Source organism: Haloechinothrix aidingensis (genome assembly GCF_013450155.1).
In the GTDB taxonomy this organism is placed as follows: Bacteria; Actinomycetota; Actinomycetes; order Mycobacteriales; family Pseudonocardiaceae; genus Haloechinothrix; species Haloechinothrix aidingensis.
Genome location: NZ_JACCKD010000001.1, coordinates 536,726 through 560,940, shown reverse-complemented (window position 1 = coordinate 560,940; position 24,215 = coordinate 536,726). Strand labels below are relative to the sequence as shown.

The following is a 24,215-nucleotide window of genomic DNA, read 5'->3' as shown; positions in this document are numbered from 1 at the left end:
GGAAACCTCCAAACTCAGTGCCACGTACGGGAATCCCCGCGGAATGTGGCATCGCCCGTTCGAGCTACGTCGGTGTCAGCCGACACACGACGAAACGGTGGCCGCTTCGGCCACCGACGACGCTCAGTGTGGGGTGTTGGACTCTCCCGCGGTGTCGTTGTGTCAGCGCAGTGACAATGCCTGGCGCTCGCGACCGGTGACCGCCCGCACCGCTCGGCGGGACTGTACAGGCCCCGGCCGCGGCCACGGCGCCGACTCGAGGCGAAGCCCAAGGGTAGCTGCCGGTGGTTACGGCGCCGTTCGCACAAACCGCGGTCGCTCTGTCAGCTCGCGAACAGAACCCATTACAGCGGATCACCGTAGCCGGTAACCAGTAGGAAGACGCATATCGACTACTCGACTTGTCGTGGGAAACCGGAGGGGAGCTGACCATGCCGTCCATCGCACGTCCCTCCATACCGGCCGCCGCCGTCGCACCCCACCGGGGCAGCCACGAGCGGCACGCCGACGTGGTGCTGTCCGGCGGCGCGGGCGGCCCGTCCGCGGCAGTGGCACGTGACTCCGGGCCGGAACGGTGCGAACGCACCGCGAGGCCACCCCTTCCGGACAACCCGTGGTCCACACCATCCGAGGCCGTGCGGCTGGTCCTGCGCGGCCGCACCGCGCGCCAGGCGCTCCCGATCGCCGCCGTGGTCGGCACCATCCTGTCGGCAGTGAACCAGGGCTCGGTGATCGCCTCTGGCACGGCGACCGGCGACACATGGCTGAAGGTGGGGGTCAACTACGCGGTTCCCTACCTTGTCGCCAGTATCGGCTACCTGGCGGGCAGGAGGGTCACCGCGCGACGGGTACCGGACACCTTGGAGTGGCAGCGCTACCTCGCGGCATTCCACGAGGAACGCCCCGCGGTCACCGAACGCCTGCTTGCCCGCGCCGACCATTCACCGTACGGCTGGCTGGTCGAGCCCCTGCACGGCACGTCCGGCCCGGTACTGGACCTGGCGTGCGGTTCGGCACCCACCCGTGACGTGCTCCCGCACGCTCGCTGGCTGGGAGTGGACAGCTCCGCGGGGGAGCTGTCCGCTGCCGCCCGTGCGGGCCGCGGGCCCGTACTCCGCGCCCGAGCCGACGCGCTGCCGCTGGGCACCGGCTCCGTCGACGCGGTCTGCGCCGCGCTGTGCTTCCCGCTGTTCGCACCGATCGAGCCCGTGCTGGCCGAGGTCCACCGTGTGCTGCGACCCGGGGGCACGCTCGTCGCCCTCGTCCCGTCCCGGCTGGCTCCACACCCGACCGGATGGCTCCGCTGGACAGGGCTCATGCGCGCGCTCGGTATCCGCAGCCAGCCGTGGCCCACTCCGGAGGCGCGCGACGGCCTGGGGACGATCCTGCGCGAGCACGGGTTCGCGGTCGGCTCTGAGCAGCGACGGGTGTTCACCCTCGAGTTGTCCACACCGGAGAGTGTGGAGCTACTGATCGACGGCCTCTACCTGCCCGGTCACGACGAGCGGCGCATCGCCGATGCCAAGCGCAGGCTGGCGGGACGGGCCCGCCCCGGGCACCGTCTCCCCCTGCCGCTGCGCAGGGTCGTGGCCCACCGGCCCGCGTGACCCCGGGCGACCGGGCGGGACGGTGTCGCCTCCTACGGTCCCGCGTGCGCGGGCCGTCCGGGATGCTCGCCGACGTCCTCGCCGTAGCCGTCCAGCCGGAACGTCCAGATACCGCCCTTGTCGGCCGACGCCGGATCGGAGCCGGTCAACGTCGCCGGGGAGAAACTGTTCGCATAGAGGCGCCCCTTGTAGGGGTAGGCACTCCAGAAGTTCGCACCGTCCGGCTCGTAGAACGCGTGTGTCTCGACCGAAGCCGGGTCGGTGAAGTCGGCGACCCACACCCCGTGCTGGTAGTAGGAGGTGACCACCATGTCGTGCTGCTCGCCGTCGATGGGCATCTCGAAGGTGCCGAAGAAGTGTGTCGTGCAGAAGTCGGCGGTCGGGTCGGGCTCGGGCGCCGACCAGTAGGACCGCGGCTGCGGGTTGTCCGGGTCGCTGATGTCGTAGAACCAGATGGTTCCGGACGGCTGGTGCGGCGCCAGGCACCCCGAGTTGGCTCCCGCCGCGCCGAGCCACTCGTCCTGCACCAGCAGCACGTCGCCGTCCTGGTTGGCCTGCGCGCCGTGGTGGATCGAGACGTCGGGATTGTGGATGATCGTCTCGATCGCCGGGTTACGCGGGTCGGAGATGTCCCAGATCATGGTCTCGGTGATCCCGGCACAGAAGGCCCTGTCGTGGTCGAGGTCGAGGCCGATGTCGTGGCAGCCGGGCGAGGTGGGCATCGTGCCGCTGTTGTTCGTCATCTCCGGATGCGCGGAGCTGCTGTCCGCGTCCGGGAACTCGAGGAAGCGGACAGGGGGATCCTCCGGGTCCGCCGCAACGTCGATGATGGACAGCCCGTCGACGTCGGTGGGGTCACCCAGGTTGTAGGAGGAGTTGTAGACCAGCCCGGTGTCGCCGACAGCGGTGAGGTTGTGCGAGCCGTGAATCGTCTCGGCGAACCCGACCGAGGAGGGGCGGCGCGGGTTCTCGGCGTCGATGACGCGGATTCCCGCGGAGTTCCTGCCCGGTTCGCACGTCGAGTTGTCCGCCTCGTTGTCGCTGGACTGCACGATGTAGCGCCCCTGCACCCAGTCGACGTCGGCATGCCAGGCCGAGCAGTTCAGGAAGGACAGCTCGTCGAGGCTGCCATCGCTGTTCCGTTCGAAGATGCGCACCCCGCTGTCCGAGCGGGCGTCCTCCTCCCACGCGCCCGCCCCGGCCGCGACCAGGTCACCGTTGAAGGCGAGGTCGGTGCCGTAGGCGAACGGGGACCTGTCGTCCAGCTGGATGTTGTCGGTGTGCGTGATCGTGTCGGCCTCCTGGGCCGATGCCGTCAGCCCGCTGAGGCCGGCCGCCAGCAGGAGCGGGGCACTGAGCAGGGCCGGGTAGCGATACCGGGTTCGGACCGTCATCAGTGGCCTCCGTTCTCCAACCCGGGCGGCCCGGACAGCACCGCCCGACATACACCCAGAAGTGTGACACATAACACATTGCCTGATAAACACTTCCGCATCTGATACAGCTCAGTCCAGGCAGACCTCGCTACAACCCCCTGCTCCTCGAAGAGGGTGTGCGATCCCGGAATCCGGGCTGCGCGTCCTCGGTCACGACACGTTCCCGCGCACGGCGATCCGGCCCGGCGATGTGGAGTACCGCGATGCTATGGGCGATCACGACGAACGGTCGTCCAGCAAGCGCAGCATCGCCTCGGTGAATGCCTCAGGGTCTTCCAGCTGGGGGTAGTGACCGAGCTCGGCCAGCTCGACCACGGGAGCCGACGGGCGCAGCTCGCGCAGCCCGTTGAGGACGTGCCCGGTCGCGACGGGGTCCCGCAGCCCCCACAGGAAGCCGAGCGTCCCCTCCCACGAGCCGATCGCGCCGTGCCAGCGCCGCGCGTAGTACGAGCGTTCGCGCACGTAACGGCACAGCAGGTGTGCGATGCGGTGGCCGCCCGCGTTGCTGACCAGCGCCCACTGCGCCGCGGCTTCCCGCCGGTCGAGGGGGTGGTGCGCGGAGAACAGCCGCCCGAGCTGCTGAGCGAACATGCGCCGGTTGGACAGCCGGGAGACCAGCGGCCCCAACGGGCTCAGCAGGGCCCGCTGGATCAGCCGGAGGCTGGCCCGCTCGATGATGACGCCGCCGTTGGACAGGACCACCCGCCGCAACCGGAACGAGAGGGTGCCAGCGAGTTCGCGCGCCATCAGCTCGGTCGCCACGGACGTACCCATGTCGTGCGCGACGATGTCGGCCTCGTCGGAGCCGTGCGCCGCGAGGACCTCCTCCACCACGTCGGCGTGCTCGAGGATGCCGTACCGGTGCGGGCGCGGCTTGTCCGACAGGCCGAAACCGAGGAAGTCCGGCGCGAGTGTGGCCCGGTGCGGCAGGCGATCGATCACCTGCCGGAAGTCGTACCCGCAGGTGGGGTACCCGTGCAGGAACACGAGGTACGGCGCCGAACCGTCGGATCGGTGCACGAAGACCCGCCCGGGCGCGGTGTCGACCAGCCGTCCCCCGTTCGCCCACTCCATGACCGTGTCCGGCAACGCTCTGTCCATTGCCCGAGACTACCCGCGTGCTGCCCGGGACACGCCGCTCGAGTGCCGGGTGATCACCGATACTGTTCCTCAGCTGACACTGTTCCCGAGGTGTGATCGACGGTCATGCTGGACTGGACGGCAGTAGCCGAGCGGGAAAGGTGGAGCCGGTACGGACGACGGCAGAGCACACCGGCTGCGCTCGCTACGGGTCGGCGACCTGGTTAGGGACGTACACATGAGTACAGAAGGCCCGGACGGCTCCGCGGCGGAGCCGGACAGGACGGCCGTGGAGTTCTACACGCGCCCGGGGTGCCCGTTCAGCGCGTTGCTGCGCAAGCAGCTCGCGCGTAAACGGGTACCGTTGCGTGAGATCGACATCTGGGACGACCGCGACGCCGCGGCGACCGTCCGCGCCGTCGCAGGCGGCAACGAGACGGTCCCCACCGTGTTCGTCGGTGGTCACGCGATGGTGAACCCCGGAAGCAGGGAGGTCCTCGAGGCCGTACGGACGTACGCGCCCGGCATCCTCCCCGAGCAACCACGGCAGGAGCACCGATCACGCTGGTGGCCACCGTGGCGGTAGCGGTCCCGGCAGGCTACGACCTGATCGTCCTCGGCGGCGGCGCCGCCGGCCTGGCCACCGCGAGCAGGGCCGTCGCGGACGGCGCGACCACACTGCTGGTCACCGAAGGCGCACCCGGCGGGGACTGCACCTTCACCGGATGCGTGCCGTCCAAGACCCTGATCGAGGCAGCCGCGGACGGGCTCCCGTTCGGCAAGGCGATGGCTCGCGTGCGCGACGCGGTGACCCGGGTCGCCGCCACCGAGGACGAGGCAGCACTCCGGGAAAACGGTATCGAGGTGCTGCGCGGGCGCGCCCGGTTCGTCGCTCGTGACCGGATCGAGGTGGACGGGCACGTGCTGCGCGCACCGCGAATCGTCATCGCGACCGGGGCGGCCCCGCTGGTACCGCCCATCGAGGGCCTGGACGGCACGCCTGCGCTGACGACGGACACCGTCTTCGAGCTGGACGAGCGGCCCTCGTCACTCGCCGTTCTCGGCGGCGGCGCCGTCGGCTGCGAACTGGCGCAAGCCTTCGCCCGGTTCGGCGTCGAGGTGTCCCTCGTCGAGGAGGCGGGCAGGCTGCTCCCGGACGGCGACCCGGAGGCCTCCGCGCTCGTCGCGGACCTCCTCACCTCGGAAGGCGTCACCGTGCACACCGGAACCCGCGTCGAGTCGATCCGCGGGGACGGTCACCGGATCACGCTCCGCTCCGCGACAGCGCGGATCGACACACACCGGCTGCTGGTCGCCACCGGTCGTGCTCCGGTCACCGGCACGCTCGAGCTGGAAGCAGCGGGAGTGAGCACGGACCGGGCAGGGGCCGTCATCGTGGACAGGCACCAGGAGACCTCCGCGGCCGGTGTCTTCGCCGCAGGCGATGTGACCGGGCTGTTCGACAACACCCACGCGGCCTACGCCATGGGTCGTGTCGCCGCGGGTGCGGCCCTGCGCCGCACCCGCAGGCCCGCGTTCAGCTCGGCCGCGATACCGCGCGTGATCTTCACCGACCCCGAGATCGCCACGGTCGGCCTGCTCGAGCACGAGGTGAACGACCCCAAGGCCCGCGTGGCCTACCTTCCGATGAGCGAGGTGGACCGGGCGATCGCCGCGGAGGCCACCACCGGCTTCATCAAGCTCATCACCGGACCCCGGCGCCTGCTCGGCGACCTCGGTGGAGGGAAGCTCCTCGGCGCCAGCATCGTCGCCGAGCGGGCCGGTGAGCTGATCGGCGAGCCCGCGCTTGCGATGACGGCGGGGATGTTCACCGGCAGGCTCGCCCAGACCGTGCACGCCTACCCCACCTGGTCGATGGCCGTGCAGCAGGCAGCGGCCCAGTTCTTCGGCGAGCACGGCGGCCGCACCGCCAGGAAGGTCGGAGGCGGTACGTCATGAGGAGACACGGCCCGCATGTGGCGCCTATGGTGAACACGGTCACGGTTACCAGTGGACCGGCCTGCGCCGGGGAACGTGCGAGAAGGAGGGTGTCAGAGCATGGGAGAGGTCGCTTACCGGTCGAAGGTCAGTGTCGACAGGGACCAGGGACCGTTACGCTGGGCAAGTGTCCCTGGCGAGGCGGATCCGGTGGCGTTCGGCGTGCACGGTGAGGTAGCCGAGCACTACGGCGTTTCACCGGAACAGAACACACCGCATGCGACCACACTGGACTACGTTGTGGCGGCCGCCGCCGGTTGACTGGTCGGTACTTTCGGGGGCGCGCTCGAAGCGCGCGGGATCCCCGCCGGAGGCGGTCGTCTCCGGGTCGATGCGGAAGGCGAGATCGAGCTGGACGGAAAGGTACTGGTGATCAAACGGATACACGCCCGCTACCGGTTGATCGTCGATTCCGATGTGGACACTTCGGTCGTCGAGCGCGTGCACGGTTTCCACGCGGACAAGTGCCCGGTAGCGCGCAGCATCCGCGATGCGATCACCATCAGCACCGAGTACACCACAGAGGTCGCCTGAACCGGCGAGATGTCCGGCCGGTGGTAACGGCTTACCTGCACCCGACGACGGCGAGGTGGGAGCGCACACGATGAACGAGCAGGCCGTCCCGGATGGGCCGGGTCCGTACAACTACCCGAATTTCGACCAGCACATCGCCGAAGGCGGCGAGCGACACGCGGAGGCAGCCTTCCGGGACGCCATGGGCGCGGGCGAGCAGGCGAAGGACTACACGCTGTTGCGGCTGGAGGACGGCGCGCGGGTCGAGCTTTCCGAGCTGTGGCGCGCGAGACCGCTCGTCATGGAGTTCGGCTCGTTCACTTGACCGTACTGTTTCGCAGAGGGTCCTCTGCTTGACAAAGCGGCCGGCCGCCGCACCGAGGTCGAGTGGGTGTTCGTCTACACGCGCGAGGCGCACCCTGGTGAGCGCGTACCGCACCACGACACGTTCGAGCGCAAGCTCGAGCACGCCCGGCTACTCCGGGACGAGGGTGGGATCCGCAGGAACATCCTTGTGGACGATATCTCCGGTACCGTGCACCGCGCCTACGGCAGCATGCCCAACATGACATGGGTCATCGGTCGCGGCGGGCGCGTCGTCTACAAGGCCAACTGGACGAACGCGTCGAACGTCGAGTCCTTCCTGGACCGTTATCTCGACGCGTACGCCCAGGTCCCCCGAGGGACCGGACGGGCACCGTACGTGACGGAGCAGCTCGAGTTCCGCCCTGTCGACCACAGGCACTTCCAGGAACGGTTACTGCGTAACGGCCCACGCGCCGTCCAGGAGTTCGACAACGCCAAGGAGTTGTGGGCACGCGGGGATACCGGCGGCTCGTGAGTGGCCCGCGGCCGTGAGCCCGGCAGCCGTGCCGCCGCTCTCACCTCCGCGGGAAACCCGCCAGCCTCCGCGTGTTGTCCGGTAACCGTTCGGTGACGCCCTCGCCGTCGAGTCGCTCCAGCAGTGGCACGGCCACGCGGCGGGTGGTGCCGAGCGCGCGGCGCACCTCGCTCACCGTGAACGGCGGATCCAGCGCGGTGAGTTCGCGCGCAGCCCGATGCAGGGCGTCCGGGGTGAGCACCACACCGTCGGCGATCCGCACCAGCCTGCCCGCTCGCTCCGCGGCCGCCAGTTCACGGGCGCCGAGCCCGAGCGCGGCGAGGTCGCCGGCTTCCGGGGCCCGGAAGGGCTGCTCGGCGAGGCTGCTCTCCAGGTCACGTACCGCCCGCTCGACAGCCTCTGGCAGGGACCCGACCGCGCCGGGCCTGCGCACGCGCCCGTCCTGCACGTCGAGGCCGGTCTCCGGCAGCACGGCGGACAATACCTCGCCCGGCACGCCGAGCGCCTTGCGCAGCGATTCGATCGGCATACCCGCGGCCAGGGGGTTGGCCGAGGCCCACTCGGTGACCCGTTCACTCACGCGTGCCGGCAGCCCGGCGAGCAGGTCGTCGTCCACGGCCCAGTCGCCGACCCTGGATCCCGGCAGCTGCCAGCCGAGAATTTCCAGCTCACGCACTGGTACGGCCCCGTGACGGCGCACGTAGGCACGGGCCTCCTCGCCGGCATCGAGCACGGCCGCCCGCGCCGCTGCCGCCCCGCGACCGCGCAGCCGCGGCGGGTGCGCGTCGAGTACCTCCACTCCGGCCGGGATGCGGTGTTCGCCGGGGTCGCGCAGCAGTCCCGTGTCGCCCGCGGCCAGCGGAACCTCCGCGGCCAGCGCGAGCCGCACCGTGTCCGTTCCCAGCGCGCGTACGCGGCACGGTACGGCCGCGGCACCGATGTGCAGCACCAGGTCCCGGTGCAGGTCGGCCGCGGCCTCGTCGCGTACGCGGGCGTCGACCTCGGTGGTATGCCGCCACGCGCCGGGGGTGAGCAGCGCATGGCCGCGCTGGATGTGCTCGCGGCCGACACCGCGCAGGTTCACGGCGACCCGGGCCACGGCAGCGACCTCGGCACGGTCCCTTCCGAGCGACTGCAGCCCGCGGACCGCCGCGCGCTGCTCGCTTCCCGTCAGCGCCAGCTCATCCCCGACGCGCAGCGTACCCGCGCCGAGCGTGCCCGTGATGACCGTGCCCGCGCCGCGCACCGTGAACGACCGGTCGACCCACAACCGCACATCGGCCTCGCGATCCGCGGGCGGCAACCTGCCGACCATGCCGACGAGCTCCTCGCGTAGCCGGTCGAGCCCGGCGCCGCTGTGCGCGCTGACCGCCAGCGCCGGGACGTGTCCGAGCGAGGTGCGCGCGATCCGTTCCCGCGCGTCGCGCAGCACGGGTTCCGCCTCGGCGCGGTCGGACTTGGTGACCACGAGCAGGCCGTGCCGGACACCGAACGCGTCCAGCGCCGCCAGGTGCTCGGTCGACTGCGCCTGCCAGCCCTCCTCAGCGGAGACCACGAAGAGTACCGCGGTCACCGGCCCGACACCGGTGAGCATGTTCGCCACGAACCTCTCGTGACCGGGAACGTCCACGAACGCGAGCACCCGACCGTCGAGCTCCGTCCACACGAAACCGAGATCGACGGTGAGCGCGCGGCGCCGTTCCTCGGCGAGGCGGTCCGGCTCCATCCCGGTCAGCTCCCTGACCAGGGTCGACTTGCCGTGGTCGACATGTCCCGCGGTGGCTACGACGTACACCGCGACACCACCTCCCGCAGGCACTCGTCGTCACCCGGATCGATCGTGCGCAGGTCGAGAAGGCAACGGCCGTCCTCGACCCTGCCGACCACGGGAGGATCGGCCGCACGCAACCGCTCGGCGTAGCCGGACGGCAGGCTCACCGAGGCGCTTTCCAGCACGGCGCCGGGCGCTCCCCCACCACCGATCGCCGCGGAGGAGTCCACAGTGGTGGCATCGACGCCGCGGGCGGCCAGACTACCGGCGAGGTGCTCGGCGCGGGCACGCACGCCCGCGTACTCGGCGTCGAGGGCTGCGCGCACCGGTGGTGCCGGCCCGCGCAGTGTCGCCTCCAGCGCGGCCAGGGTCAGCTTGTCCACCCGCAGCCCTCGGGCGGCTGGATGCCTGCGCAGGTGCTCGACCAGCGAGCGATCGCCGAGTACCAGCCCCGCCTGTGGCCCGCCGAGCAGCTTGTCGCCACTGGCGACGACGAGATCGGCACCGGCACGCAGCATGCTCGTGGCATCGGGTTCCTCGGGCAACGAGGAGTGAGGATGGAGCAGCCCCGAACCGATGTCGGCCACGACCGGTACATCCAACCGGGCGAGCTCGGCGACGCTCGCCTCGGCGGTGAACCCGGTGACGCGGAAGTTGGACGGGTGTACCTTGAGCACGAAGCCGGTATCGGCACCGATCGCCTCGGCATAGTCGCGCGACGTGGTGCGGTTGGTGGTGCCCACCTCGCGCAGCACCGCGCCGGTGCTGGCCAGCAGTTCGGGGATACGGAACCCGTCGCCGATCTCGACGAGCTCTCCCCTGCTGATCACGATCTCCCTGCCAGGGGCGAGGGCGAGCGCGCACAGCAGCAACGCGGCGGCGTTGTTGTTGACCACGTGCACCCCGCCTGCGTCGGGCACCTTCTCGGCCAACGCGGCGAGCGCGCCCCGCCCGCGCCGCGCCCGCTGCCCGGTGGCCAGGTCGAACTCGACGTCGGTGTTCCCGCTCGCGGCCAGCACCGCGTCCCTGGCTGCCGAGGAGAGCGGGGCGCGGCCCAGGTTGGTGTGTACGACGACGCCGGTAGCGTTCAGCACGGGCCGCAGCGACCCCGCGGTCGCGGGTAACGCCGCGAGTGCCTCCTCGGCGACCTCCTCGGGGCTGATCTCCCCGGCGCGGGCGCGGGACTGCGCCGTCACGATCACGGACTTGACGAGCTCGTGCCCGAGGTCGTGCCCGGCCTTCACGAACCGGGGCTCGGCGAGGAGCGCATCCGTTCTCGGAATGCGCCGCCGCGGATCATCCATGACCGTGCTCCTGGCTGTAACCGCGGGATCATCCCCGCGACGGCTGAGCGGAGGCGAACGGGAATCGAACCCGCCAACGACAGTGCCTGCCGTTCATCGGTTTTGAAGACCGTGCCGGCCACCAGGCCGGATGCGCCTCCCAGGGGCGAGGGACCCCACCCGAACCGCGGTTGTGACCACATGCGCGGTTCCGGAGGCGAGACTACCTTCCCCGCCGGGCCGCCGCATGCCATGAGGTCGAATCCGGCCTGGTGAGTTTCCTCGATTTCCTTCGGGCAACGACATCCCCCGAGCGCGAGGCCGGAACGCTCGATCTCGCTACCTGGGTCACCGCCGTCGCCGGAGCGCTAGACCTCGTTCAGCTCCCCGCTGCTGACGTCGAAGACGAACCCGCGCACGCCATCGGCTTTCGGGACGAACGGGCTGTTGGCGATGCGGGCGATCGACTGCCGCACGTCGCCTTCCAGGTCGGCGAAGGCCTCGGCGGCCCAGGGCGGCTTGATCCCCACCTCCTGCTGTATCGATTGGCGGAACTCATCGTCGCTGAACGTCAGCATCCCGCAGTCGGTGTGGTGAATCAGGATGATCTCCTCGGTACCCAGCAGTCGCTGACTGATCACCAGCGAACGGATCACGTCGTCGGTGACGACGCCGCCGGCGTTCCGGATGACGTGCGCCTCGCCCTCGCGCAGTCCGAGCATCCCGTACACGTTGAGACGCGCGTCCATGCACGCGACAACCGCGACGTTCCTGGACGGCGGCAACGGGAGGGGCCCGGAGAAGTCTCGCGCGTACTGCGCGTTGTTGGTCAGCAGCTCATCGGTGACGGACATCGCGGTACCTCCTTCTCGAGCGAGCCGCCGCTACGCGCAGCGGCTCCATCGCCCCCGGGTACCCACCGGATATGTGCCCGACACGGACACTCGCTCCCTCAGGGGGTGCGTGCCGTGCGCGGGCTCTCGCGTGCGTGCCCGATCAACGGGCACGGGCCGGAGTCGCCGTCGCCCGGTCCGGGTTCGGCATCGGCGAGCCGGTCCAGCGCGCTCAGCTCGTCCCGTAGCCGCTGGAGCTCGGCGATCCGGTCGTCGATCTCGCCGACCTCGCGCCGCAGGACGTCCCGCACGTACGCGCAGGGCTGCTCGCCGCGCTCGCGGAAGGCCAGGATCTCCTTGATCTCGTCCAGCCGCAGCCCCAGTCGCTGGGCAGCCTTGACGAACGTGACGAGTTCGACGTTGGACTCGTCGTACACCCGGTACCCGGCATGCGTGCGTTCCGGAGCGGCCAGGATGCCGATCTCCTCGTAGTACCGGATCGTCTTCGGGTTCACCCCGGCACGCTCGGCCAACTGCCCGATCAACATCGTACCTCCCGCCCGCACGGCTCACGCCGTTTCCAGTGTGCCCGCATCCCACCTGCCATCGCGTTCCGAGTCCCGCGCCGCGCCGGTAACGCGGCGCAGGGCGCTGCCCGCGAAGGAGTTGGTCAGCACCGCGGTCACGCTGGCCACCATCGCGACCATGGCCCAGATCGGATGCAGCAGGCCCGTGATGGCCACCGGGATGCCGATGCCGTTGAACGCGAAGGCCAGCGCCAGGTTCTGTTTGGTCTTGGCGTAGGAGTTCACCCCGATCCGGTGAGCATCGGTCACCGAACCCAGCCGATCACCCATGACGACGATGTCGGCGGACTCGATCGCGATATCGGTGCCCGCGCCGATCGCGAAACCGATATCGGCCTGGGTCAGCGCGGGGGCGTCGTTGATGCCGTCGCCGACCATCGCCACGCGCCGGCCCTGCTGTTGCAGCTCGCGTACCCGGTTGGCCTTCTCCTCGGGCAGCACCTGCGCGAACACCCGCTCGATCCCCACCTGCTCGGCCACAGCACGTGCGGTGCGCTCGTTGTCACCCGTGATCATCACCGGAGTCAGCCCGAGCTCGCGCATGCCGGACACGGCCTCGGCGGCGTCGGCCTTGACGGTGTCGGCGACACCGACCAGCCCGACCAGGACCCCGTCCCTGGCGACGGCGACCACGGTCCGGCCGCCGCTTTCCAGCCGTTCGCGGTACTCGTCGGCAGCAGCGACGTCGATGCCCTGCTCGGCCAGAAAGGCCGGCTTGCCCACCAAGATGCGCGCCCCGTCGACCGTCGCTTCGACGCCGCGCCCGGGGTGGGCGCCGAACTCCCCGGCATCACCGAGCGGCAGTTCGCGGGCCTCGGCCGCGTCCTCGATCGCGCGGGCCAGCGGATGCTCGCTGGCCGCCTCCACCGTGGCTGCCCAGCCCAGCACATCCGCATCGCGGTAGTCACCGACGGCGACCACGGTCTCCACGCCCGGCTCGCCGCGCGTGATCGTGCCTGTCTTGTCCAGCACGACGGTGCGCAGCCGGCTCATGATCTGGAAGGCCTCGCCGGAGCGCATGAGGATGCCGCGCTCGGCAGCCATGCCCCCGCCACGGATCATCGCCAGCGGTGTGGCCATGCCCAGCGCGCACGGGTAGCCCATCACCAGCACCGCGAGTGTGGCGAACACCGCGCGGAACCAGTCGGGACCGCCTGCCCAGAAGATCGGGCCGACCACCCACAAGCCGAACGCCAGTGCGGCGGCTGTGAGCACCACGCGCACGAAGTGCTTGAGGATCACGTCCATCAGCTGCAGGACCCCTGGCCGCAGGGCGCGGGCCTCCTCGATGGAACGCGCGACCCGGGCAAGGAACGACTCCTGACCGACCCGCGAGACGCGCAGCACGAGGGTGCCGGTCCGGTTCACCGAGCCGCCGATCACCTCGTCGCCTGCCACCTTCTCCTCGGGGATGGGCTCGCCGGTGACCAGCGACTGGTCCACCGCCGAGGCTCCCTCGGTAACCGCACCGTCCACCGGGATCGACTCCCCGGGGCGCACCCGCACCAGCTCGCCGATGGCGACCTCGTCCACCGGCACATCCTGCTCGAACCCGTCGCGGATGACCCGGGCGTCGTTGGGCTGCAGGTCAAGCAGCTTGCGGATCGCCTGCGAGGAGCGCGTCCGCACCACCTTGGACACGTAGTCCGACAGGATGTGGTACGTGGTGACGAAGGTGGCCACCGCGAAGAAGTGGCCCGCGGGGAACTCCGGGTTCACGAACACGCCGAGCAACCCACCGACCAGTCCCGCGAAGGCCGCGAACTCCAGCAACACGTGCTGGTTGAAGATCCGCCGCCGCAGCGAGGCGAACGCCATCTTCTTGATGAACCAGCCGGTGACGAACATGGTCTCCGCGGCAAGCGCCAGCATCACCCACGGCAGCATCGGATGTGCCAGCACCGTGGCGAACGGCTCCATCCCCAGCAACATCAACACCAGGGTGATGCCCGTGAACGTCCCGGCCGCGATCAGCCGGTTACGGGCCTGGGCCAGCTCGGCTTCCTCCTCCTCGAAGCCGGCGACCTTGTCCGGGTCCCGGTAGGTGTAACCGATGTCGTGCAGCGTCCGCTTGAGGTGGTCCTCGCTGACCTTGGCGGGGTCGTACTTCACCAGCCCCTCCTCATGGGCCAGCGACACCCCCACCTCCCGCACCCCGTCGATGCGCTCGTATGCGGTACGGATCGTGCTCGTGCAGAACGAGCAGGACATCCCCCCGATCTTCATCCGCAGCGAGGCCGTCCCGTCCCCGTCCGTAGCCATCGCCGCACCTCCTGCCGTCGCTGCCTGCCGTGCCGTCCCCGCCCGGCTCGGCAGGGGAACAGGGTTACGGTAATCCTTCCACTCGACTGGAAGGTCAAGGCGAGGCAACGGTCGTACGGCAAGCGGGCGCGGATCGCCCTCGTGCACCGCGGGAACCGGCGCGGACGTCACCGGACGACGACGGTCTCGGTCTCACCTCCGTAGCCGTACCGCTTGTCCCGCCCCTCCACGATCACCTCCCGGACGTCGGCGGGTATCTCCACGCCGTCCTGGGTGCGGGTGAACGGCTGCTCCCCGGCATGGTCGTGCATCAGCGTGTGCTCGCCGTAGACGTTCCCGTCCTCGTCCTTGACCCGCCAGCCGTCCGCGTAGCGCTCCGCGGTGTCGTACGGGGAACTGATCGTGACCTCGAACGAGAACGAACCCCCGTTCCGCTCGACCGCCACATCGATGACGTCGGGGTAACGCTGCTCGCTTCCCGCGGTTTCCTCCGAGCCGGCAACGGTGCTGTCGGCCGGGCCGGGCCCATCGCTGTCGTCGCCGTTCGCACCGCACGCGGCGACGGCGATGAGCACGGCAGTGAGCACGGCCGGGACGCGGCCGGAACGCATCGATCCCTCCTTCACCCGTGCCGGGGAACAAGCCGGGCTACCGGCACACATGCTATGGCCACGATCGAGCGGCCAGCGCTAGCGTGCAAGGGTCGGCGCGGCCAGGAACCTCCGATGTGGTGATGTCACTGTCGCCATCCTGACAATCGCGCCGGACAACCCGGTCACGCACGTGTTCCCCCGGCACGGAGCCGGGAGGCCGGTTAGGAGGCCGCTGTGCTGAACAGACTCGTGACGGTGCCGGCTCGGCCGCGCGCAGCGGGAACGCACCGGGAGTACCGTGCCCCCATCACGTGGCCGGCCGGCCGGATCGTGGATGCGTCATGAGCGACGAGCGTGTGGGGCTGGTCCTGGCGGGTGGTGGCGCGCGTGGCGCGTACGAGGCCGGAGCGCTGTCTGTGCTGCTTCCCGAACTCGAACGCCGCGGGCAGCGACCTCGCCTCCTGGTCGGCAGCAGCGTCGGCGCGATCAACGCTACGTACCTGGCCGCGACCGCGCACCTGGGCGCCGAGGCCGCTGTCGCGGGCCTGCTGGAGCACTGGCGCCAGCTCGACATCGGTCACGTCATCCGGCCGCTGATCTTCCAGCAGATCCCCCGGCTGGCCGCGCGATCCGTCGGTGAGCTCCTGTCCCTTCCCGCCCTCCGGATGACCAGCCTGCTCGACCCGAGCCCGCTCGCGGCGAACCTGCGCGAATGGCTCGACTGGGACATCTTGCGGTCCAACCTCGACAACAGCGACGACACCATCCTCGCGGTGATCGGAACCGCCGTCTGGACCGGCCGCAGCGTGGTCTTCTGCGACGCGAACGCGCCGTTACCGGATCACCGTTCGCACGTGCTGGACTACGTGCGCTGCCAGGTCGGTCTCGAACACATCCGCGCGTCCGCCGCGATCCCGATGCTGTTCCCGTCGGTACACATCGACCACCCGGACCAGGCACGCGGCTGGTACATCGACGGCAGTACCAGGCTCAACACCCCGCTGAAACCCGCCCTCGACCTCGGCGCCGACCGGGTTGTCGTACTGGGGACCTCCTCGGTAACCACGCCCGTCGACGATCCCGGCCGCCACGACAGCGGCCCGCCGAGCCTGGGCGACGGAGCCGTCAACCTGCTGCAAGGCGACCTCGTCGACCCGCTGATCGAGGACATGCGCATGCTCGGCAACGTCAACACCTTCTTCACCGGAGAGGCTCCCGGTGCGCACAGGTACCGGCGGACACGGGGCAAGCCCGCCTACCGGCAGGTCCCGTACATCTTCATCGGACCCCCGCGCAACGCGATCGGCGAGCTCGCCGTCGAGATCTTCCGGTCCAGGTACGGCGGGCTCAAGGGCCTGCGCAACCCCGACTTCCTGCTGCTCAACCGGCTGCTGGGACCGGGCGGCGCCGGGCGTGGTGAGCTGCTGAGCTACCTTTTCTTCGACTCCGAGTTCCTCACCGAGCTCATCGAGATGGGTGCGCGCGACGCCCGCAAGTGGCTGCCGCACGATTGCGCCACGGAGGACCCGTGGCACCTCGAACCGCTCGACGCCTTCATCAGCACACCGGGTTGAGGGGCCGCGAATCCGTCAGGCGTGCCTGCCCGCGCGCTCGCTGGCCGGTCCCCGCTCACGCGCGAGGTTGCAGGCTGAGCTGATCAGTCCGATGTGGCTGAACGCCTGCGGGAAGTTGCCCAGCTGACCGAAGGGTGGCGCGTACTCCTCCGCCAGCAGCCCGACGTCGTTGCGCACCGCGAGCAGGCGCTCGAATCGTGCCCTCGCCTCCTCGTACCTTCCGAGCAGCACCAGCGCGTCGACCAGCCAGAAGGAGCACAGCAGGAAGGCGCCCTCACCCTCGGGTAGGCCGTCCACACCGGAATGTTCCGGGTAGCGCAGCACGCACGTTTCGTCGACCGAGAGATCGGCGATGACCGCGTCCACGGTGCCTGCCACCCGGGGGTCGTCTGCGGGCAGGAAACCCACGATGGGGATCAGCAGCAGGCTCGCGTCGACATCCGTGCCCCCGTAGACCTGGGTGAACGTGTTGCGTTCGGCGTTGTACCCCTTGGCGCAGACCTCGGCGTGGATGGCGGACCGGAGCTCGCGCCAGTGTTCCACGGGCCCGTCGAGCCCGTGCCGCTCGACGGCAGTGACCGCGCGGTCGAATGCCACCCACGCCATGACCTTGGAGTGGGTGAAGTGCTGGGGTGTACCGCGGATCTCCCAGATACCCTCGTCCGGCTCGTTCCACCGGGACTCGAGATCGCTCAACAGCGCGCGCTGCAGGGACCATGCCTCCGGTTCCGGATCGATACCGACCTCACGCGCGTAGTGCAGGGCGTCCATGACCTCGCCGTACACGTCGTGCTGGCGCTGGGTGGATGCGGCGTTACCGATACGCACCGGCCTGGAGTCCGCGTACCCGGACAGCCAGTCCAGGGTCAGCTCGGGCAGCCGGTGCTCCCCGGCTATGCCGTACATGATCTGCAGCCGCTTGGGGTCGCCCGCCACCGCGCGGAGCAGCCAGTCCCGCCACGCCACGGACTCCTCCCGGTAACCGCCCTGCATCAGCGCCTGCAGGGCGAAGGTGGCGTCGCGCAGCCACGCGTAGCGGTAGTCCCAGTTACGCTCCCCACCGGGCTGCTCGGGCAGCGACGTCGTGGGAGCGGCCACGATCGCGCCGGTGGGCCGGTACGTCAGCGCCTTCAGGGTGATCAACGAGCGCTGCACGGCCTCGGCGTAGTCACCCTGGTAGATGCTGTGCCCCGACCACTGCTGCCACCACTGCGTGGTGGCTTCCACGGCCCCCGGCACGTCCCCCTGCGGCGGGGCAGGTTCGTGGGAACGATGCCACACCAGCTCGAAGGGCACCTGCTCGCCGGGTTCGACCGTGAAGTCGCACACCGTCCTCAGGTCGCGCCCGTGCACCTCGACCGGCGAGGCCAGGGTGATCGCGTCCGGACCGGCCACGGCCCGGAGCCGCCCGTCCCGGCGGGTCACCCAGGGCACGAGCGAGCCGTAGTCGAAGCGGATGACCAGCTCCATGGTCACGGCGACGCGCCCGGCCACGCCTTCCACAAGGCGCACCACATCGTGGCGCGCCCGCCCGTCGGCCGGGCGGGGCGGCATCGCGTCGACCACCCGTACGGTTCCCTCGGCCGTGTCGAACTCGGTCTCGAGCACCAGCGTGCCCGGCCGGTAACGGCGCCGCACGGCGGTGACCTCCGCGGCGGGTGCCAGCAGCCACCGGCCGTTGGTCGCGTCACCGAGCAGGGCGGCGAAACAGGCCCGCGCGTCGAACTGCGGCAGGCACAGCCAGTCGATGCTGCCGGACCGGCACACCAGCGCTGCCGTCTCGGTGTCGCCGATGAGCGCGTAGTCCTCGATCGGGTGGGACGAGCTCACGGTTGCCGCCTCGTGGACGCCGTTCCGTGCCGGTCCGGTTCATACACCATGATCCGAGTTTCGCACGGCACGGCGGCCGTTCGAAACGAACGCGCCGCCCGGCCGCCGGCGCGCATCGCGTGATGCCCTGTCCATTCCCGCCGTTCGCCGCGGGAGCCGAGTTTGACGTTCCAGCGAGGTCAAGGTTCTACCGTGCTCGCCGGAAGGGATACCGGCACAGGACAGGGCTCGAACACATGACAAAGGGATGGATCGGGGTCGCGGTGATCATCGCGGTGGCCGTACTCGGGTTCGGCACCTGGTGGGTCTACGGGCTCGGTCAGGAAGATATGTCGACCAGCGACGGCGGAGCGGGTATGGACGGTATGGCAGGGGAGGCGCCGCGCTTCCCGCCCGTGGCGGCTTACTACGAGGGGGAGCGGGTCCTCTTCGCGCACCCGGAGTCCTCCGACCCGGAGATCTCCGAGCTGCTGACCGACATGATGGGCTCGCCGGTGACCACCGTGCCCGAGCTGGCCGAGGCCCCGGAGTCCGCGCTCGGCCCGGTCTACGTGTTCACCAACGGCGTGCGGCCCGACGGACCTCGCGGCCCGCTGGAGTTCCAGCCCGATGTGTTCGACACCGCCCCCGGGGACGACGGCTACACCCCGCTGCGGCGCCTGGTGCTGCTGACGTGGAACGAGGACGGCACGAGCGCCGGGCCACGGTTACTCACCTCGGCGGGCGAGGTCGAGGACGCGATCGAGGCGGGCGAGCTGTCCGCCGAACGGACCGACGTCGTGATCAACGCTCCACTGCTCACCTGGCCGGCCGGTCGACGCTGAATGACGCCCTCAGTCCTTCGGGTGGACTGAAAGCGTCATTCAGCCGATAGGTGTCAGCGCGATGACAGTCCTGCCGCCGTGCGGCGCGCCCGGTGGTTGCACTGGTTGTACCGTCCGGAGAGAGGTGAGTGCGATGATGCGCGCGGTGTGGAACGGTGTCGTGCTCGCTGAGACGCCCCGCACGATCCGTCTCGAAGGCAACCATTACTTCCCGCCGGACTCCGTGTACAGCGAGTACTTCGGGGACAGTCCATCGAAGACCCTGTGCCCCTGGAAGGGCGTGGCGAGGTACCACAACATCATCCTCGGCGACGACATCGGGCCGGACCTCGCGTGGCGTTACCCCCACCCGTCACCACTCGCCCTCCGGATCAAGAACCACGTCGCTTTCGGCGGGCAGGTCACCATCGACGGCACGCGTGAGCCCGCGGCGGAGCGAGGCCCCGTACGCGGCTTGCTCGCACGCCTCGGCGCACGCCGGACGTGATCCGGGCGGCAGGCGAGCCCGACCTGTGAACCGGAAGACCCCGAGCGTTACGGAAGGAACGGAATGACAACGCTGCGCACACAGACCACGATCGACCGGCCTGCCCAGGAGGTCTGGGACGTCGTCAGTGACGCCGGGAACATATCGGCGTGGTTTCCCGCGATCGCGACCTCATCGGCCTCGGGCGACAGCCGTCACTGCGAGCTGGCCGACGGCACGCCGATCGAGGAAGAGATCGTCACCAACGACCCGCAGCTCAGGCGCTTCCAGTACCGCATCACCGGCGGCCTCCCCGTCGAGTCCCACCTGGGGACCGTCGACGTCCTGGAGGACGGTGAGGAAGCGCTCGTCCTCTACAGCACCGAGATCACGCCCGACTCGCTCGCCGAGACCCTCGGGCCCGCGATCGAGGAGGGACTCACCGGGCTGAAGCGCTACTGCGAGCAATAGCCCGATCGAGCGCGGTGCGGGCCCTGCGGGTACTCACGCGGTGCGGCCGTCCACGGTCACCGTGACCTCCGCGCGTTCCTGGCGGAAACAGATGTGCCCGGCCAGGCGCGCGGCCTCGGCGTTCGGCTCGGCATAGGTCCACGCGAGGTCATGGACCCGGCCTTCGGCCGACTCGACGGTCCAGTAGGTGGCGAGGCCCTTGTACTGGCAACGGCTCGTGGTCGGGCCGGCCACCAGCACGCCGGCATCGACGTCGTCGGCCGGTAGGTAGTAGCGCGGGCGCGCCCCGGTCTCGTAGACGACCAGCGGGCGCCCGCTGTCGGCAAGGACGCGGCCCGCCACCTCGACGCACACGCGGCGGGAGCCGGCCAGCACATCGACGCGGTGGTACGGGTCGCGCGGCTCCAGGTGGACCCGCTCGTCCTCCTCGAACCAGGCATCCATCGCTTCCCAGGTAAACGCCAGGTACCCGGACAGCGGCGGCGCTTCCGGGGGCGGGTCCGGGTAGGCGCAGCACGCGTCGGCAGCGACCTTCCCGCCCGCGGCCACCGAGTAGTACACCGCGGTGCCCTTCACCTCGCTGACCGTGCGTGTGCCGGACGGTCGCAGTAGCTCGGTGCGCACATCGCCTGCCGGGAAGTAGTACACCGCCGGGGTCCCGGTCTCGTGCAACAGCTTCACCCTGTCGGTGTCAGCGACCGTCTCCCCACCCAGCACGGCCCTGACCCGCCGTGGCCGGTCCTCCAGGTACAGGACTGTCGCAGGCAGGCCGGGCAGGTTGGACGCGCCCGCCGGGCGCTCGCCGAACGGTCCGCGCCCCACGGCGAGTGACATGGCCGCACCCCTTCCATCGCACGCCTGCCGCGCCCACCGGACCGGGCTCGTGGCGCGGCGCCGGTCCGCCGCCCCACGATACGAGATACCCGCGGCGAGCACGCGTCGCGAACCCGTTGATCAGATCCCTGCCCGCGCCGACCGGACCCCACAAGCTCCTGCGAGGGGCGCGGCGACCACGTTGTGTCAGCCTGCCGACACTGCTGTGCTGATCTCGCGGCTATGCGGTTGAATGGGGGAGTCCCGGCCTGTCGGACCGGCGAACGGCGCGGGCCAGGAACCGGATTGTGCACACACGCGATCACGGGAGGTACAGGTGCGACATCGCGCAGGCGCGGCGGGGCTCCTCACCGCGGGGCTGCTCGTCCTCGCTTCCTGCGGGACCTCGACCGAGGACGATCGCACGGGCGCCGATACCGGAACCGGGGACGGTACTCAACAGCAGGACGGGCCGCAGGAGGGCGCGCCCGCCGAGCCATTGCGGTTCTCCGCGCAGACGGTGAACGGCGAGGACATCCGCGGCGAGGACATCCGCGGCGAGGACTTCGCAGGCGGGGCGGCGATGTTCTGGTTCTGGACACCGTGGTGCACGATCTGCCAGTCGGAGGCTCCTGCCCTGGCCGAGGCGCACGCCACGCACGGTGAGCAGGTCGACTTCGTCGGCGTCGCGGCCGACGACGACGTCTCGGCCATGCGGGACTTCGTGACCGACTACGAGCTCGGTACGTTCGAGCACATCAACGACGCGGACCGCGAGGTGTGGACAGCGTTCGGCGTGACACGCCAGCCCGCGTACGCGTTCGTCGACGCTTCCGGTGAGGTCGACGTGGTCCGTGGCACGGTCGGCGAGGACGAGCTTGATCAACGGCTCAGTGACCTGGCCGGGTCCTGAGTATCGCGATCATGGACAGCGGGATCCTCGCCTTCGCGCTGGCGGCCGGGCTGGTCGCGGCGTTCAACCCGTGCGGTTTCGCGATGTTGCCCGCCTACCTCGCGCTGGTCGTGCTCGGTGACGGCGAGCGGCCCAGCAGGACGCGGGCGGTCTACCGGGCACTGGCGGCGACCTCGGCCATGGCGTTCGGTTTCCTGCTCGTCTTCGGGAGCTTCGGCCTGGTCATCTCCCCGCTCGCGGGGCAGGTGCAGCGGTACCTCCCTGCCGTGACCGTGGTCGTGGGCGCGGCGCTGGTCGCCATCGGTGTCTGGCTGCTCACCGGGCGGGACCTGACCCTGCTGCTGCCCAAACCCACCGTGGGAAAGCCCACCGGGCAGCTTCGCTCGATGCTCGGGTACGGCATCGCGTATGCCGTCGCCTCACTGTCCTGCACCGTCGGGCCGTTCCTCGCGGTGACCGGGCAGACGTTCCGTGCCGGCTCGGTAGCCGACGGCATACTCGCGTTCCTCGCCTACGGGGCGGGTATGGCGCTGGTGGTCGGGGTCCTCGCCGTCGCCGTCGCGGTCGCGGGCACGCAGGTGGTCGCGCGGGTCCGGGGAGCGCTGGGTGCCATTCACCGCACCGCGGGCGCCTTGCTCGTGCTCGCGGGCGGCTACGTCGTGTACTACGGCGTCTACGAGATCCGGTTGTTCCACTTCGGTGGCGAGGTGAGCGACCCCATCGTCGGCTCGGTAACCGCCGTGCAGCAGGCGTTCGCATCTATTGTGGATTCCATCGGCGCGCTACCGCTGCTCGCCGTGCTCGCCGCCGTCGTCCTACTCACGACCCTCGCCGCGCGACGCCGCTCCCGCCTCATGCGCTGAATGACGCTTTCAATCCATCTCGTGGACTGAAAGCGTCATTCAGCGTATCCCTAGCTGAGGGAGAACAGCGGTCCCGTTATGGTCAGGCCGAGATCGTCGACGTAGGCGAAGAATGCGAACAGCATCAGCGCCGCACCCGCCAATCCGACGTTCTTCATGAAATGGGTCATCTCGCCCTGACGTGCCTGCTCGTCCGTCTCCGTCCAGAACGTGTGCATGAGCGCTGCCGAGAGCACCACATGGATGAGCAGCAGCAGGGCACCCAGGTCGGCCCAGATGCCGAGCAGCACCGACAGGCCACCGATGATGATCACAATGCCGGAGACCACCACAGCCACCTTCGGCAGCGGCACTCCTCGGGACTGAGCGTAACCGGTCATACCGTTGACCTGCATGAGGTGATTGACCCCGGAACCGACGAACAGAATCGCGAACAGTATGCGACCGATGAGGACAACGACTTCCATCACGAACCTCCTCGTCATCTCGGATCGTCCACCTGCGACGACGCCGATACACCCATGATGGACCTCGAACGGTCCGATGAAAAGGACGATTCGCTCGACCGGCCACACGGCGCTCGTCCCGTACTCGCGGTGCAGCCGCCTCCCGGCGGTACGCTGTCCCGTGCCACGCCCGAAGCCGGTGCGCAGCTACCCCCGCGCACCAGCGACTATCCGATGTGCTCCGCGCGGCCGGAACGAGGGGCCGGACGCACCGGCGAGCACCGGGCCCTGCGGGGCGGCCACCAGCACGACCCTCGTCATGACCAGGGATAGAAACCCTGCCCGGACTTGCGCCCCAGCTCGCCACGGTCGACCTTGTCCCGCAACAGCCGGGGCGGGGTGAACCGGTCACCGAGCGTGCCGCTGAGGTACTCGGCCACCGCCAACCGGACATCGAGGCCGACCAGGTCGGTGGAACGCAGCGGCCCCATCGGATGCCGGTACCCCAGCTCCATCGCCGTGTCGATGGACTGAGCGTCGGCGACCCCTTCCTCGAGCATGCGGACAGCCTCGAGCCCGAGCGTCACCCCCAGCCTGCTGGTCGCGAACCCCGGCGAGTCGCGTATCACCACCTCCGTCTTGCCCAACGCGCGTACCCAGGCCCGCGCCCGGTCCCGTGTCGCATCCGAGGTGTGCGGCGCGACGACCAGCTCGACCAGTTCGGACACCGGTACCGGGTTGAAGAAGTGCATCCCGAGAAAGCGCGAGGGATCTTCCAGCGCCGTGGACAGCTCGGCGATGGACAGTGAGCTGGTGTTGCTGGCAAGAACCGTCCCTGCCGGTACCGACCGCTCGGCATCGGCGAGCAGCCGCACCTTCAGGTCGGCACGTTCGGGGACCGCCTCCACGACCAGCTCGCTGTCCCCGGCCAGCTCGGTCACGGACGTAACGAACCGGACCCTGGCCAGCACGTCCTCCGGCTCTTCGTCGAGCATGCCGCGCTCGGCGGCACGGGCGAGCCCGGTTCGCACCCGCTCTCGGGCCGCCTCCACCTCGCCGGTTCCGCTCTCCAGCACGGCGACCCGCGCGCCTCGCGCGGCGAACACCTGCGCGATGCCGGCCCCCATGCGGCCGCCACCGAGCACGCCGACACTGCCTGGTGCCGTACCGTCACCGCGCGCGCCGGTGCCTGCTGCGGACATACTCATGCG

At 70.0% G+C, this 24,215-nt stretch carries 25 protein-coding genes and 1 tRNA gene; 13 read left to right on the top strand and 13 right to left on the bottom strand.

What is annotated here, in order from left to right; translation table 11 throughout:
- The first annotated feature begins 431 nt into the window (after positions 1–431).
- A complete protein-coding gene (gene nrtS / locus H0B56_RS02750; protein ID WP_180891318.1) occupies positions 432–1,607 on the top strand; it encodes a nitrate/nitrite transporter NrtS in 1,176 nt (391 codons plus the stop codon).
- A gap of 32 nt (positions 1,608–1,639) precedes the next feature.
- Here the strand turns inward: nrtS and H0B56_RS02745 are convergent, their stop codons facing one another.
- Both H0B56_RS02745 and H0B56_RS02740 read right to left on the bottom strand, forming a co-directional pair.
- Positions 1,640–3,001: an LVIVD repeat-containing protein gene (locus H0B56_RS02745; protein WP_180891317.1), complete on the bottom strand. Its 1,362-nt coding sequence runs from the start codon at positions 2,999–3,001 to the stop codon at positions 1,640–1,642.
- Between the two features lie 258 nt (positions 3,002–3,259).
- Positions 3,260–4,144, bottom strand: a complete 885-nt coding sequence (locus tag H0B56_RS02740; protein WP_180891316.1) for an alpha/beta fold hydrolase — start codon at positions 4,142–4,144, stop codon at positions 3,260–3,262.
- 217 nt (positions 4,145–4,361) lie between these two features.
- Here H0B56_RS02740 and H0B56_RS02735 point away from each other — a divergent pair, with 217 nt between their 5' ends.
- From H0B56_RS02735 to H0B56_RS23725, 6 genes are all read left to right on the top strand, one after another.
- On the top strand, positions 4,362–4,709 hold the full coding sequence (locus H0B56_RS02735; RefSeq protein WP_180891315.1) for a glutaredoxin family protein: 348 nt from the start codon (positions 4,362–4,364) through the stop codon (positions 4,707–4,709).
- The gene (locus H0B56_RS02730; protein ID WP_180891314.1) at positions 4,700–6,082 is read left to right on the top strand and encodes an FAD-dependent oxidoreductase; all 1,383 of its coding nucleotides are present in this window, start codon (positions 4,700–4,702) and stop codon (positions 6,080–6,082) included. Before H0B56_RS02735 ends, H0B56_RS02730 begins: the two co-directional genes overlap by 10 nt.
- A 99-nt stretch (positions 6,083–6,181) precedes the next feature.
- Entirely contained in the window at positions 6,182–6,382 is a 201-nt protein-coding gene (locus H0B56_RS02725; protein WP_180891313.1) for a hypothetical protein, read from the top strand.
- Positions 6,383–6,655: an OsmC family protein gene (locus tag H0B56_RS02720; RefSeq protein WP_180891668.1), complete on the top strand. Its 273-nt coding sequence runs from the start codon at positions 6,383–6,385 to the stop codon at positions 6,653–6,655.
- A gap of 70 nt (positions 6,656–6,725) precedes the next feature.
- Complete coding sequence (locus H0B56_RS23730) at positions 6,726–6,959, top strand: hypothetical protein (RefSeq protein ID WP_180891312.1); 234 nt, start codon at positions 6,726–6,728, stop codon at positions 6,957–6,959.
- Positions 6,960–7,025: 66 nt separating this feature from the next.
- Positions 7,026–7,475: a thioredoxin domain-containing protein gene (locus H0B56_RS23725; protein WP_180891311.1), complete on the top strand. Its 450-nt coding sequence runs from the start codon at positions 7,026–7,028 to the stop codon at positions 7,473–7,475.
- A gap of 40 nt (positions 7,476–7,515) precedes the next feature.
- On the opposite strand, the gene selB is transcribed toward H0B56_RS23725, so the two are convergent.
- The 7 genes from selB to H0B56_RS02675 form a co-directional block, all read right to left on the bottom strand.
- Entirely contained in the window at positions 7,516–9,270 is a 1,755-nt protein-coding gene (selB, locus tag H0B56_RS02705; protein ID WP_180891310.1) for a selenocysteine-specific translation elongation factor, read from the bottom strand.
- On the bottom strand, positions 9,258–10,550 hold the full coding sequence (gene selA / locus H0B56_RS02700; RefSeq protein WP_180891309.1) for an L-seryl-tRNA(Sec) selenium transferase: 1,293 nt from the start codon (positions 10,548–10,550) through the stop codon (positions 9,258–9,260). Before selA ends, selB begins: the two co-directional genes overlap by 13 nt.
- A 47-nt stretch (positions 10,551–10,597) precedes the next feature.
- A tRNA-Sec gene (locus H0B56_RS02695) sits at positions 10,598–10,690 on the bottom strand.
- A gap of 207 nt (positions 10,691–10,897) precedes the next feature.
- On the bottom strand, positions 10,898–11,383 hold the full coding sequence (locus H0B56_RS02690; RefSeq protein ID WP_180891308.1) for a beta-class carbonic anhydrase: 486 nt from the start codon (positions 11,381–11,383) through the stop codon (positions 10,898–10,900).
- Positions 11,384–11,481: 98 nt separating this feature from the next.
- Positions 11,482–11,910 carry a heavy metal-responsive transcriptional regulator gene (locus tag H0B56_RS02685; RefSeq protein ID WP_180891307.1) on the bottom strand — a complete coding sequence of 143 codons (429 nt, stop codon included), beginning with the start codon at positions 11,908–11,910 and terminating at the stop codon, positions 11,482–11,484.
- Between the two features lie 21 nt (positions 11,911–11,931).
- Positions 11,932–14,211, bottom strand: coding sequence for a heavy metal translocating P-type ATPase (locus H0B56_RS02680; protein ID WP_180891306.1), 2,280 nt, complete (start codon positions 14,209–14,211; stop codon positions 11,932–11,934).
- Positions 14,212–14,378: 167 nt separating this feature from the next.
- The gene (locus H0B56_RS02675; RefSeq protein WP_180891305.1) at positions 14,379–14,822 is read right to left on the bottom strand and encodes a hypothetical protein; all 444 of its coding nucleotides are present in this window, start codon (positions 14,820–14,822) and stop codon (positions 14,379–14,381) included.
- Positions 14,823–15,145: 323 nt separating this feature from the next.
- On the opposite strand from H0B56_RS02675, the gene H0B56_RS02670 reads away from it, so the two are divergent.
- On the top strand, positions 15,146–16,378 hold the full coding sequence (locus H0B56_RS02670) for a patatin-like phospholipase family protein (protein WP_180891304.1): 1,233 nt from the start codon (positions 15,146–15,148) through the stop codon (positions 16,376–16,378).
- Positions 16,379–16,393: 15 nt separating this feature from the next.
- Here H0B56_RS02670 and H0B56_RS02665 read toward each other — a convergent pair whose 3' ends face one another.
- Positions 16,394–18,208, bottom strand: coding sequence for a glycoside hydrolase family 15 protein (locus H0B56_RS02665; protein ID WP_180891303.1), 1,815 nt, complete (start codon positions 18,206–18,208; stop codon positions 16,394–16,396).
- A gap of 236 nt (positions 18,209–18,444) precedes the next feature.
- Here H0B56_RS02665 and H0B56_RS02660 point away from each other — a divergent pair, with 236 nt between their 5' ends.
- The 3 genes from H0B56_RS02660 to H0B56_RS02650 all read left to right on the top strand — a co-directional run bounded on the left by H0B56_RS02660 (position 18,445) and on the right by H0B56_RS02650 (position 19,969).
- Entirely contained in the window at positions 18,445–19,032 is a 588-nt protein-coding gene (locus tag H0B56_RS02660; protein ID WP_180891302.1) for a DUF7482 domain-containing protein, read from the top strand.
- A 133-nt stretch (positions 19,033–19,165) separates the two neighbouring features.
- Positions 19,166–19,519 carry a DUF427 domain-containing protein gene (locus tag H0B56_RS02655; protein WP_180891301.1) on the top strand — a complete coding sequence of 118 codons (354 nt, stop codon included), beginning with the start codon at positions 19,166–19,168 and terminating at the stop codon, positions 19,517–19,519.
- 63 nt (positions 19,520–19,582) lie between these two features.
- Positions 19,583–19,969, top strand: a complete 387-nt coding sequence (locus H0B56_RS02650) for an SRPBCC family protein (protein ID WP_180891300.1) — start codon at positions 19,583–19,585, stop codon at positions 19,967–19,969.
- A 33-nt stretch (positions 19,970–20,002) separates the two neighbouring features.
- Here the strand turns inward: H0B56_RS02650 and H0B56_RS02645 are convergent, their stop codons facing one another.
- Positions 20,003–20,803 carry a DUF427 domain-containing protein gene (locus H0B56_RS02645; protein WP_180891299.1) on the bottom strand — a complete coding sequence of 267 codons (801 nt, stop codon included), beginning with the start codon at positions 20,801–20,803 and terminating at the stop codon, positions 20,003–20,005.
- A gap of 316 nt (positions 20,804–21,119) precedes the next feature.
- Between H0B56_RS02645 and H0B56_RS02640 the strand changes: the two genes are divergently transcribed.
- Together H0B56_RS02640 and H0B56_RS02635 are read left to right on the top strand one after the other, a co-directional pair.
- The gene (locus H0B56_RS02640) at positions 21,120–21,695 is read left to right on the top strand and encodes a redoxin domain-containing protein (RefSeq protein ID WP_180891298.1); all 576 of its coding nucleotides are present in this window, start codon (positions 21,120–21,122) and stop codon (positions 21,693–21,695) included.
- Positions 21,696–21,706: 11 nt separating this feature from the next.
- Complete coding sequence (locus H0B56_RS02635; RefSeq protein WP_219632101.1) at positions 21,707–22,558, top strand: cytochrome c biogenesis CcdA family protein; 852 nt, start codon at positions 21,707–21,709, stop codon at positions 22,556–22,558.
- Between the two features lie 50 nt (positions 22,559–22,608).
- On the opposite strand, the gene H0B56_RS02630 is transcribed toward H0B56_RS02635, so the two are convergent.
- On the bottom strand, positions 22,609–23,133 hold the full coding sequence (locus H0B56_RS02630) for a DoxX family protein (RefSeq protein ID WP_343063724.1): 525 nt from the start codon (positions 23,131–23,133) through the stop codon (positions 22,609–22,611).
- A gap of 188 nt (positions 23,134–23,321) precedes the next feature.
- Positions 23,322–24,206: a 3-hydroxyacyl-CoA dehydrogenase family protein gene (locus H0B56_RS02625; RefSeq protein ID WP_180891665.1), complete on the bottom strand. Its 885-nt coding sequence runs from the start codon at positions 24,204–24,206 to the stop codon at positions 23,322–23,324.
- Between the last annotated feature and the right edge of the window lie 9 nt (positions 24,207–24,215).